Annotated in this window: 14 protein-coding genes; 11 read left to right on the forward strand and 3 right to left on the reverse strand. The window is 45.9% G+C overall.

Annotated elements, in window-relative coordinates:
• Position 1 precedes the first annotated feature (1 nt).
• Genes ACQG19_RS11575 through ACQG19_RS11615 form a run of 9 tightly spaced genes read left to right on the forward strand, consistent with a single transcriptional unit; the run spans position 2 to position 8,282 of the window.
• On the forward strand, positions 2 to 805 hold the full coding sequence (locus ACQG19_RS11575; protein WP_426725902.1) for a hypothetical protein: 804 nt from the start codon (positions 2 to 4) through the stop codon (positions 803 to 805).
• A complete protein-coding gene (locus ACQG19_RS11580) occupies positions 805 to 1,110 on the forward strand; it encodes a phage baseplate plug family protein (protein ID WP_062676956.1) in 306 nt (101 codons plus the stop codon). Before ACQG19_RS11575 ends, ACQG19_RS11580 begins: the two co-directional genes overlap by 1 nt.
• The gene (locus ACQG19_RS11585) at positions 1,107 to 1,961 is read left to right on the forward strand and encodes a hypothetical protein (protein ID WP_426725903.1); all 855 of its coding nucleotides are present in this window, start codon (positions 1,107 to 1,109) and stop codon (positions 1,959 to 1,961) included. The genes ACQG19_RS11580 and ACQG19_RS11585 overlap by 4 nt, the downstream gene beginning before the upstream one ends.
• Positions 1,961 to 2,662 (forward strand): Gp138 family membrane-puncturing spike protein, encoded by a 702-nt coding sequence (locus ACQG19_RS11590; RefSeq protein ID WP_426725904.1) that lies wholly within the window; start codon positions 1,961 to 1,963, stop codon positions 2,660 to 2,662. The genes ACQG19_RS11585 and ACQG19_RS11590 overlap by 1 nt, the downstream gene beginning before the upstream one ends.
• A 36-nt stretch (positions 2,663 to 2,698) precedes the next feature.
• Positions 2,699 to 3,055: a hypothetical protein gene (locus ACQG19_RS11595; RefSeq protein WP_044157974.1), complete on the forward strand. Its 357-nt coding sequence runs from the start codon at positions 2,699 to 2,701 to the stop codon at positions 3,053 to 3,055.
• A gap of 8 nt (positions 3,056 to 3,063) precedes the next feature.
• Entirely contained in the window at positions 3,064 to 4,296 is a 1,233-nt protein-coding gene (locus ACQG19_RS11600) for a baseplate J/gp47 family protein (RefSeq protein ID WP_426725905.1), read from the forward strand.
• Positions 4,293 to 4,880, forward strand: coding sequence for a DUF2612 domain-containing protein (locus ACQG19_RS11605; RefSeq protein ID WP_426725906.1), 588 nt, complete (start codon positions 4,293 to 4,295; stop codon positions 4,878 to 4,880). Before ACQG19_RS11600 ends, ACQG19_RS11605 begins: the two co-directional genes overlap by 4 nt.
• Before the next feature lies 1 nt (position 4,881).
• A complete protein-coding gene (locus ACQG19_RS11610) occupies positions 4,882 to 5,883 on the forward strand; it encodes a gp53-like domain-containing protein (RefSeq protein WP_426725907.1) in 1,002 nt (333 codons plus the stop codon).
• Between the two features lie 8 nt (positions 5,884 to 5,891).
• Positions 5,892 to 8,282 (forward strand): glycosyl hydrolase family 28-related protein, encoded by a 2,391-nt coding sequence (locus tag ACQG19_RS11615; RefSeq protein WP_426725908.1) that lies wholly within the window; start codon positions 5,892 to 5,894, stop codon positions 8,280 to 8,282.
• A gap of 31 nt (positions 8,283 to 8,313) precedes the next feature.
• On the opposite strand, the gene ACQG19_RS11620 is transcribed toward ACQG19_RS11615, so the two are convergent.
• Genes ACQG19_RS11620 through ACQG19_RS11630 form a run of 3 tightly spaced genes read right to left on the reverse strand, consistent with a single transcriptional unit; the run spans position 8,314 to position 10,950 of the window.
• Positions 8,314 to 9,672 (reverse strand): hypothetical protein, encoded by a 1,359-nt coding sequence (locus ACQG19_RS11620; RefSeq protein ID WP_426725909.1) that lies wholly within the window; start codon positions 9,670 to 9,672, stop codon positions 8,314 to 8,316.
• Positions 9,659 to 10,591 carry a glycosyltransferase family 2 protein gene (locus ACQG19_RS11625; RefSeq protein ID WP_426725910.1) on the reverse strand — a complete coding sequence of 311 codons (933 nt, stop codon included), beginning with the start codon at positions 10,589 to 10,591 and terminating at the stop codon, positions 9,659 to 9,661. Before ACQG19_RS11625 ends, ACQG19_RS11620 begins: the two co-directional genes overlap by 14 nt.
• Complete coding sequence (locus tag ACQG19_RS11630; RefSeq protein WP_426725911.1) at positions 10,588 to 10,950, reverse strand: GtrA family protein; 363 nt, start codon at positions 10,948 to 10,950, stop codon at positions 10,588 to 10,590. The genes ACQG19_RS11625 and ACQG19_RS11630 overlap by 4 nt, the downstream gene beginning before the upstream one ends.
• Before the next feature lie 113 nt (positions 10,951 to 11,063).
• Here ACQG19_RS11630 and ACQG19_RS11635 point away from each other — a divergent pair, with 113 nt between their 5' ends.
• Positions 11,064 to 11,303: a hypothetical protein gene (locus ACQG19_RS11635; RefSeq protein WP_426725912.1), complete on the forward strand. Its 240-nt coding sequence runs from the start codon at positions 11,064 to 11,066 to the stop codon at positions 11,301 to 11,303.
• Positions 11,303 to 11,620 (forward strand): hypothetical protein, encoded by a 318-nt coding sequence (locus ACQG19_RS11640; protein WP_426725913.1) that lies wholly within the window; start codon positions 11,303 to 11,305, stop codon positions 11,618 to 11,620. The genes ACQG19_RS11635 and ACQG19_RS11640 overlap by 1 nt, the downstream gene beginning before the upstream one ends.
• The last annotated feature ends 51 nt before the right edge of the window (positions 11,621 to 11,671 follow it).

Here is an 11,671-nt window from a genome sequence, read left to right on the forward strand (position 1 = left end):
TATGGCCTTTTCACTGAACGAAACAACGCTACTCAGCGCGATAAACAGCGGCAATATCTTCTCCATAATCAACAGTACCCTTTCGCCTGGTTACGGGATTTACCTGAAATCAGGCTTAATGGCATTGTCTCCGTCCTCATTCCTTGGAATTGAGTATGGGGCTGATGCATCAGTGGTGTCGGCTCCAATTGAGCAGGGTTCTTACAGCAGTTTTAACAAGGTAAAACGACCGCCTATTATCCGGGTGCTGTTTACTTTGGAAGGATGGACGGGATTTAGCGGTAGCATCCCCAATCTGACCAACTTCACGTTGACGAGTCGCTCAGACATGCTGGCGGCGCTTGATGCGATGGTTGCTGATGCGCAGGTGTACGATATAGAGACGCCGGACACGACATATGAAGACTATGACCTGGTTCGATACAATTACCGGACATCAGATCGCGATGTGACCCTTCTGACGGTGGAAGCCATATTCCAGGCTGTTTTGCAGGAAGCTGAAGTCACCCTCACAAGTACCACGGCAAACAGCAACACCACATCAAACGGCACAAGCAAGGCAGCCAGCGTCGTTACGGAGAAGGCTAACTCAACGGCGACAAACTCCACGCTTGAAGATGTCAAAGGTGCGTTAACTGGCCTGAAAGAGTCAGTATCCAGTGCCGCTACAACAGTAGCCACCTCCGTAACGAATGCCGTTAGCAATGCAACTTCAGGAGCGACTAGTGCCATCAATGGGGCGGCAACATCGGCCATTAAAAACCTTGCGACAACGGTAGATGAACTGGTAGCGGGGCTATCCTGATGCAGAACATTTCTCTCAAGCCTCTCAAGGCTCAGGAAGTAAGCGTCAACCTTGATGGTCAGTCAGTAACTTTGCGCATCGTACAGCGCTCTACAGGCCTGTTTATCGATGTTGGCCTGGATAATTTGTGGATAGCTCAGGGAGTTCTTTGCCATAACTGCAACAAGATAGTCCGCTATCCCTATCTTGGCTTCAAAGGTGAGCTTTTCTTCGCTGATACCAAAGGAAGCCTCGACCCTGTTTATGACGAGCTTGGGACGCGATTCAAGCTGTTCTATGCCACAGCAGATGAGATGGCAGCATGACCTATAAAAAGAGAACGCTGAAATTTCAGTTCACGCTGAAAGACGGTGCTTTCGATGAGTCAGGAAATAACATTCTGACCATCGACAATATCAAGGCGGAAATAGAGATAGGCGCTTACGGCGGCATATCAGGAACAACACTGGAAGCAAGGGTGTTTGGGCTGAGCATCGAAAACATGGCTCTGCTGAGCTACAAGGGCATCCAGTTAAACGGTGCCAAGCAGAACATGATGAAGGTATGGGCAGATGACAGGCCGGTATTCTTCGGCTCTATCACTAACTGCTTTGCCGACCTTAACCAGATGCCTGATGCGCCACTGATAATCAGTGCCTTTTCTACCGGGTTCGACCAGTCAATCACTGCACCGCCTTTCTCAAAGGAAGGTATTGCAAGTGTTGCTGAAATCATCACGACTATAGCCGCAAGCATCGGCTATACGGTGGTTAACAACGGCGTTCTGGCGAAGCTTGAGAATCCTTATTTTGAAGGAAACCCGATAGCGCAGATTCAGCAGTGCGCTCACGCTGCAGGAATCGAGATTGATTTTAGGTTGGGTGCTATTTATATCTGGCCGCAGGGTGGAAGCATCGACGACACAATACCTCTCATATCACCAGAGCACGGCTTAATTGGATACCCGGTATTCAGTAACTACGGGATTAACTTCCAGTGCCAGTACAGCGATCTGATTTTGCGCGGTCGCAAGGTGCAGATAGAAACCTCATTACCGAACGGAAGCGGGGTTTATACGGTACAGTCGGCAATTCACTATCTTTCGACATGGACTGAAGGCGCTCCGTGGGCAACCATCGTGTGGGCATCAATCGGACAGCTAACAGTGAGGCAGTAATGAACCTATTTACTACGCGGCCTCAGGACACGGCAACCGATGCCAACTCACAGCAATTCCTGATGCATCAGTTTCTGATGGGAAAATCATTCATCACTCTGGCGATAGTAACTTCGGTTAGCGAGTCGGGAGAGGTTGTTTCTGTGAAGCCGATGGTAGAAGGCTTTACAGGTGGCGGCGATCTGATTCCTAACTCAGTGATTCACGGCGTTCCGGTTTGGAGGCTGCAGCGCGGTGCCAGCGCGGTGATAATGCCTCCCGTCGAAGGTGATATTGGTATGATTGCCATTTGCGATCGCGATATCACGGCCGTGAAGAAGACAAAACAATCCGCATTGCCAGGGTCGAATCGCACGCACAGCTATTCTGATGCCATCTATCTAGGCGGCGTGCTGAATGCAGAGCCAAGCCAGTATGTGAAGTTCGCCAATGATGGAATAGACATCGTCTCGCCGTTGGTTGTCCAGGTTAATGGGAACACCGTTGTAGTCAATGCTGATGACAAAATATCTCTCAATGCTCCAATCATTGAGGCAAACGGGCAGCTTACTCAGGGTTCTGGTAGCTTCGGTGGTAACGCGACATTTGGTGGAACGATTACCGCGACAGGAGAAGTCACGGGGAACGGCATTCACCTCAGTACGCATAAACATGGCGGCGTACAAACAGGCTCCGGAAACACCGGAACGCCAACAAACTAACCCGCGTCGGCGGGTTTTTTATTGCCCGGAGTTTACATGCTCACCAAATCACTGCTTTTGACTGACCAGTGGGATATCACGCTAGACGACACCGGAAGCATGGCAATCACAGCCAATCCTTACGCAGTAGCGCAGGATGTAGCGTGCGCGTGCTCAACATTCCTCGGTGAGCCCTGGTATGACACCACGCTGGGGATTCCGTATTACGAGCGAATTCTCGGTCACTGGCCAGGCACTCAGCTCATCAATACCAAAATGGCAACTGAGGCCAAAAAACTCCCTTACGTTCAGGCTGCATTCTGCACCACAACTGTTGGCAAAGCAGATCGCCTTGCATCCGGCGTCATGACTATAACCGACACGAACAACGTTCGGACCACAATCCAATTCTGAGGTAACAAATGGCTGAAGTAACAGTTAGCACAGCCGTCCCCTCTGTCACGTTTTCCGCTACCGGCATTGCCGTTCCTGATGAGATAGACATTCTCAACGGGCGATTAACTGACCTTGATACCGCCATGGGCGGAGGGATGAGTAAGAGTCTGACGACTCCGCAGGGACAGATTGCCATGAGCGATACGGCAATCATCGGAGACAAGAACGACAACCTGGCATGGCTGGTTAACCAGATTAACCCTGACTTTGCTGAAGGTCGCATGCAGGATGCGATTGGACAGATTTACTTCATTGACCGTATCGCAGCAATTGGCACAACGGTAACTGCTACGTGTACCGGTCTTGTCGGAACGGTTATCCCGGCTAACAGCATTGCGCAGGATACCAGCGGTTACCTGTACTTCTCTCTGGCTGATGCTGTTATCCCATCGTCTGGCGCTGTCGATGTCGTGTTCCAGAATCAGGCATCTGGCCCCATTGCATGTCCCATTGGTGCTTTAAACACGATTTACCGTGCAATACAGGGATGGTCAGGTATCACCAATGCTACTGCCGGGGTGTTGGGTAATGAAGTAGAGAGTAGGGCTAACTTTGAGTATCGCCGCAAGCAGTCGGTTGCTGGTAACTCCAACAATCAACTCGGAGCGGTATACGCCAACGTACTGGCAGTCAGTGGTGTCACTGATGCATACGTGACGCAGAACAACACCAGCCTGACGGTTACGAAGGGATTCACTAACGTATCTCTGGAGCCTCATTCGCTCTACGTATGCGTGTACGGTGGCGCGTCGGAAGATATCGCAAAAGCGATCTGGCAGAAGCTTCCTCCGGGACCGTCAATGGTTGGCAACACCACATACACGGTGGTGGACGATGTTAACTACGTTCAGCCTTACCCTGAATATGAAATTAAATGGGAAACTCCATCAGCGGTAAGCGTCTATTTCAAGGTTGAACTGGCAGACAATAACGCATTACCTGGTGATATCGTCAACAGAGTTAGATCCGCCATCCTTAGCTCTTTCAATGGCGAGGATGGTGGAACAAGAGCACGTATTGGCTCAACCATTTATGCAGGCCGTTACTACGCAGGCGTTCAGGCCATTGATAGTGACAACGTAGATATCTTTAGCATCACCATCAGTCGTGACGGAACGACATATCAAACATCTGCATCCTTTGGCATTGATGAAGTACCTACACTGGACGCATCTAACATCTCGGTGACACTGGCATGATAAACGTCGCGGATACCATCCTGACGCAATATGCCGACAGCCCAAAACTCAAATCCCTGATTTACTCGTTCAATGAAGCAGTAGGCATTGAAAGCTTTCTCGATGATTTCTATGACGTGATATGGAACATCCAGACGGCAGATACCTACGGCCTTGATGTGTGGGGAAAAATCGTGGTTGTCAGCAGACAGTTGACGGTGACAGAAAACAAGATTTACTTCGGATTCAATGAGGCGTCATCAGACCCACCTGTTGTAGATGATCCACAGCCGTTTAATCAGGCACCGTTTTATTCTGGCGAACTTTTAACTTCAACTGTAACCCTCACAAATGATATTTACCGCAAGTTAATCATGATGAAAGCTGCGGCAAATATCTCAGACTGCACCATTCCAAACCTGAATAAATTACTGATGTTTATGTTCGGCGACAATGGCAAATGCTACGTCAGAAATGATGGTGAAATGGTCATGAGTTACGTATTTGAGTTTCAACTTACTACAGCAGAGCTTGCAATTGTCCAGAGCTCAGGCGCACTTCCTGCCCCTATTGGGGTGACAGTTAACATCGTTCAGCAGGTATGACATGAACTCTTCTGATACCCCCTTAAGAATTACGAAAGCATTTGGTGTGAATGGTCTAAAAAATACCATTCCAGTTGATTCAAGCACGACAACTGACAACAGCGGAATAGCAACTTTCGATAAAGGATTCCCAGACATCACAATGCAACCGCTGAGCGCAGGTGGAATTCCTCCATCAGGCAAGGATATGAATGGTGTGTTATATCAAATAACACAGAAACAAAGATGGGCGGATGCTGGAGGGGGTTATCAATTTAATACTGACTTTGCTGATTCAGTATCAGGTTACCCAAAGGGAGCGGTAATAAATTCTTCATCCCTATCAAATAAATGGTTAAATGTTATAGAAGGAAACTCTACCGCTCCAGAGTCATCAACTGGAGCATCTACAGGATGGGTCCCCGTTGAAGCGTACGGCATTACAACTTTGTCTGTTGGTTCTTCTTCATTAATTTTAAGCTCTTTGCAGGCAGCAAAAGATACCATCGTCATAAACGGATTGCTAACGTCAAATATAAGCATAACCTTCCCTGCATGGTCTAAGAAATGGACCATAGTAAATAATACTACAGGCAATTTCACCATTTCATTAAGCTCGCCAGGGGGGGCGAGCGTAAACCTTTCTTATCGAATTGCTAGTATCGATATATACGGTGACGCATCTGGAATTTATCTGATTTCTTATCGGCCAAAATTAAACTCATCATCAAAAATTTCATATAGAAGCAACGGTGAAATTGAAATGTGGGGAAGTTCATCAGGGGTGACAGGTACCACTTCATATTCTGGAGTATATGAAAGCCAGGGGATATTGATTAGATTCCCTGAACCTTTCCCTACTGCGTGTACTGGTGTTTATTTCTCTGTTGCAGATGTCCTTGGAGCGGGTCTTCAGGAAACGGCATGGCTGAATTCATTTAATTCAAGCTCCTTCAGCTTTTATGTTTCTTGTAGAAGGGCATCTGAAACCGTTCCTTTTTATTGGCGAGCATTTGGCTATTGAGGTATTAAATGAGCATATCAAACACTAATGATGCAAAAAAGTATGCATCAATAGCTGAAGTGGCAGCGGCTCAGTGCAAAAACTACACTGAGGAGGCAAGAAAATCTCCTGATTATGCAAGCGAAGCAAAAGAGGCGTCTGAAGTAGCAATTGCTGCTTCAGCATCAGCTCAAACAGCATCTCAGGAAGCGTCTCAATCCTCGCTTTCAGCATCGCAAAGTTCCAGTTCCGCATTAAGCTCAGCCAATAGCGCAGCAAGTAGCTCCCAGTCAGCATCGGCATCACAATTAGCCGCAGCGGCAAGCGCGGCATCAGCTCAAGATAGCGCAACTATTGCATCCAATGCAGTTAGTAAAACGGTAAGATCAACAGACGTTAACCTTTCTCCTTTACCGGTTGCCGCTCAACGCGCTAACAAAGTCATAAGTTTCGATTCAACAGGAAATATTCAAGTAGTTGCGCCTGCGAGCGGGTCAGCACAGGATGTACTTAATCAACTGGCAGAGCCAAACGGCGTTAATCTTGTCGGTGGTGCCGCAAGCGACACTGAGCTTGCAAACGTACAATCCAGCCTTCAAAGCAATATTGATGCTATTAACTCTAATCTGTCTAGCACAGAAAATGGAAAAGGGGCGTCACTTCTTGGATATAAAAACACTCGTTGGAATGGATCATCGAGAAATCAGCAAAGCGTTAACCTACAGGTGGTTAGCCTTAAGGATTTTGGCGCGAAACTCGATGGTGTGACTGATGACACAGCAGCTATACAGGCTGCCATCAATGCAATTCCGTACAATGCATTCATTAACGACACTCAAATTCCACGAGCAAACCGCGAATACAGCACGTATGTTTTGGATGGTGGGTCAGGTATTGCGCTGATATCAAACACCATCACTATTAGAGGTGGAGTCAACCTAAGAAACATTACGCTAAGAGCATCAACCGCTGTTGATTGGGCGAGTAAGCCAATGATTTCAACAGATTCAAACAGGTACTGGGGAAGAGCACAAAACATAACACTTGATGGAAACAACCAGAAGTGTAAAGGCGTATATATCTCAAATGCTTACGGTGCAATATGGGATAGTATTATCGTTGTAAACACTGCTCTAGAGTGCTTTAGCGTGGCTCCACCAGGGTATGAGTTCTTCCTCAGCAATTTTAGGCTGACACTGTCAGCAGTTCCTAGGCAGTCAGGAGAAACGTATCAGGCAGCTGTCTCAGGACTTAACGTAACAGCAGGTGATGGGCATTATTCTAATGGAGCTATATTGTGGTGCCCTGTAGGTGTATATATCGGTGGCGGTTCAAATCTCTTTGACAAGATTCACTGCTGGTCTGGTTACTACAATAACGGTTACGACACAGGAACTGCTGGTATAGAAATGCGGGTTGCGTTCCTTATCAATGCATCCAACAATAACTTAAACATGTGCCAGGCTGACTCGCCTAGCAAAAAGGATTATACGGCTAGCAACGGAACGACATTTGATGGGATTCCAAATGGTGGGGTTGGGTTCTTCATTCAGCCAAATGCCTGGAATAACACAATGGTAAACTGCATATTGGTAGCTAGCGATACCTCTTTTAATGCTTGTACAGATGGACGGGCAGGATTAACTAATCAGATTAGGGCGTGGCTTGTTTCAAATGCTAAAAACAACAGATTTGTAGGTTTTAGACAATCTTCAGGAACTATGATTGGAGATCCGCAATATGATACAAGCGCATCTCAGAATTCTACGTTAATCATAGGGGCTGAGCGTTTAACTAATCAACTTTACAGCAGAATAGACGGACAGGATGTATTAAGGGTTAGTACTGAACTTGGGTCTATTACAAAATTAATAGATTTCTGGGGGAATGGAGTAAACACAGGATTTATCCAGCAAAGAGACACCAACACCCTTAGAGCATACGCTAATAGGAGCCTTCAGTTAGCAGTTGGTTCTGGAGCTCCGTTTGAAGTCTATGCAGGAAGTGATGGTCTGCAGGCACCAACGATAAGACCTACACAATCAGGAGTATCAAATCTAGGAGATGCCGGCCTCAGATATATAACCGCATATCTCACCACAAACCCCAATGTTAGCTCCGATGAAAGGTTAAAATCAGACATCAGGGATATTCCTGAAAGCCTTATTCAGCTTGCCATAGAAACCCCTATAAAGCGCTATGTTCTGAATGATACTGGTAAGGTTCATTATGGCATTGTTATCACTAAAGAATGGATTAGCAGGCTTAAGGAAGAAGATGACTTTGACCTAATGGGTATGCTGGTAGGCCATAGTGATGCTGATGACCCTGATTCAGAGAACTTCGGTCAATACTATGGTCTTTCATATGCTGACTGGCAGAATATTCTTCTTGAAGGGATGCGAAGAAAGCTACAGTAACAAAAAAGCCCTCCATTATGGAGGGCTATACTTATGGCTTATTCAGGAATATGTACGGTCTACCAAGTGAATCTTTTCTGATAAACCCATTTCCATAATTTGCCTGCTTAACGCAAATATCCCATGGAATAAGTCTGGTTGTAATGTTGTGTTTTTTGTACATTGATAACATGAATGCATGTACGCCACGCTTAGGCATGCCGTCTATAGACATTGACTTTGTGCATAAGTAAAAAGACGTATCGCCGTATGTTGATATCTCTTTGTATAGGCTATTTTCAGTAACCTCTGTTATATATCTTGGTTTGTATATATCGAACCAGTATGACATTCCCATATATATTAATGATGCAAGAGACACGGCAACAAGAAACTTTTTGAAGCCAGAGGTGTTACTGTTTAAAAGTAAAATCAGGATGGAAGCAAACCCAAACCAGAGCCATGCAGTGCTTCTTGCGGGAACATCAACACCAGAATAAACATGTATTAATATATCTATTGTCATTGACAGAACAATAGGGCACATAAAAACTAATGCATATCTAAATGAAGTGGTTAAAACTACAGCGACTGAGATAAGAAGAAGAACGAGAAGAAACCCGTAGTACTCAACAAGATCCAAGAAATACAGTGATGTACTTCTTATGTTATCCATCAGCGAGGCGTAATCATGTACAGGCTTTGGATTCCTCCATGCTTCTATCACAACCCCAAAAACACCATGGAAGTTACTGTTTAATGTATAAATTATTAAAACACCTGATAGGTAGGTCAGGAAATAAAATACTCCTATGAATAAGAACCACTTTATAGTTTTTGACGTGTTGCATTTAACATCGCATGATGCCTTTATGGACATATATATGCACATAATGGCTATAGCAACAGGGTATGTCAGTATTGCCATTATCCCAAGGATATACCCTAAAAATGTTCTAAGGTATATGTTTTTTACTTCAAACGAATAAATGAATGCTATCGTTATAAGAATAAAAGGTGTCTGAGTGGCAGGCCATCCCATTATTTCAATGATTGGCATGCACAAGAATAATGAGGTAGAAAATGCAATCCTTGCAATATTGTTGGCGATCGTTTTGTATGAGAACACCCAACACAAGATAGCGTACAATGAAACCTGAATATAGTATATCACTCTATAATCAAGTTCTTTCTGCACAAAAGAGTACAAGAAGTTAATCCACCTACCTTCAGATAGGGTTTTTGCCCAAGGGCTTCCGTATGTACCGTACCATGATGGTGGGTTTGACATAAATATCCAGTCATCATGCTCTATAAAAACATGAGATGCTCTACCTGAGAATATTATTAACGCCAGTATAACAATAGCGTAAACCAGAAATGCATATCCCGCTGTGTTAAACCTTTTCACTTCTTCTCCTTGCCTTCAAAATATACTTAGGTCTTTGCTTCACCTCTGTATAAATCCTTCCGATATATTCACCAAGAACCCCGATCCCAATCAGTTGAACGCCACCAAGGAACAGGATTGATACCAGGAGCGAAGGATATCCACGCACAGGGTTACCAAAAGCAAGCGTGTCCAGAATCATCCATGCACCATAGAGAAACGCCATTCCGGCCACGATAAGGCCGATATAAGTCCACATGCGTAGCGGGAATGTCGAGAAGCTGGTTATTCCCTCAAGCGCCAGGTTCCATAACTTCCAGCCGTTGAACTTTGTACTTCCAGCTATGCGCTCAGCCCTCGCATATTCAACAACATCTGTTCTGCCACCAACCCAACTAAGAACTCCTTTCATAAACAGGTTGCGCTCTGGAAGAAGCTTGATATTGTCCACAACTTCGCGAGACATCAGGCGGAAATCACCAACATTCTCTTCAATCTTCGGGTTGCTTATTTTGTTGTGCAGCTTATAGAACCATTCGGCTGATTTACGTTTCAGTCTGCTATCTGTGGAGCGATCAGAACGCTTCGCCAGAACCACGTCAGCACCATCCTGCCACTTCTCTATCAGATGCGGAATGACCTCTATTGGGTCTTGCAGGTCAACGTCAATCGGAATAACCGCTTCACCGGTGGCATGGTCTAGTCCAGCAAAGAGCGCTGGCTCTTTACCGAAATTTCTGGTGAATGACAGCGGAACCACAAGCGGGTCAGCAACAGCCAGCGCATTAATAATTGATTCTGTCGCATCTTTGCTGCCGTCATTGATGAATACCATCTCTACTTCATGCTGCTGAAGCCCTTCAAACTCGCGAACGGTTTTATAGAAGATTGGGATTGCTTCCTCTTCATTAAACACCGGAACGACCAGAGAAATTTTCATTTCGCATCCCTAAAGACAATGAACTTTGAATAGATAAAGCCGCACACCAGACTGATGGCGGAGAACAGAATTAAGGTAATGATAGGTGCCAGGCCAGACTTATCCGCCGCCCAGCCAACTGCAGCGCTAAGAGAACCCATAAACCCGACATACAGCATATAGCGCATGGTCGTGGTTGATGACTTGAAAGTGAACCTGGCATTTGCAAAGAAGCTAAATGACACAGCAACAACGAACCCGGCAAAGTTGCCAAGTGCCTGTCCTGTATGAAATGCGTAGATGCAAATGGCGAACACTACCCAGTGAATGAGCGTGTTAATGACACCTATCGATGTGTACCTGGCGAATAACTTTAACATTATAGAAATCAGTGAATTCGGAAAGGTCTGAAGTGTAGCATCACACATGCACTTGATCGACCCTCATATTAAACGATACTGTATATACATACAGTTATATTTGTGAGGTGATCATGCCACGCACAGCAGACATAAAGACCGCGTTTGTTGCGGCAATACAGCTAAATCCTAAGGGTTACCAGTATTTGCGCACCGATAGCTTCATAGAGAAGCTGCGTGAGTACAACTGGCACTTTTCCATGTCCGATGCCAATGCATGGATAGAGCGCAATCAGCCAGGCTTCGCTGGCAAGACGACAGACGGTAGCGACAACAGGTACTGGATCCTGCGTAACATGGGGAGGGTGCAATAATGGGCTTTCCATCACCGGCATTGGATTACGTTGAGCAACAGCTTTCACCTGTTGTGCTGTGTAACATTGGAGCGGATAGCAGATTGCTTGAGACAGATATTGGCTTTGCGGTTGTCGAGCCGTGCACCAGACTGGTACAGAATCAGGTTCTGCTAATCCTCAGCGGCGGACGGACTCAGTTTGCCAGGGTCATGGGCGGGGCGCTGATTTGTGATGATGGTGAAGCGATAGAGGGGGAGGCTGCGGAAGAGGTTGAGGTGATGGGGCGGGTGACATTCTTCATCAACAGCGTGATGCAGGATGACAGGGTGGTGTGATGGGGCAATGGGGCATGGTTGGGGCAAAAAATTAGCGCAAAACAACTCAAA

It is taken from the genome of Enterobacter cloacae complex sp. 277I4, from assembly GCF_050031465.1.
GTDB lineage: Bacteria > Pseudomonadota > Gammaproteobacteria > Enterobacterales > Enterobacteriaceae > Enterobacter > Enterobacter cloacae.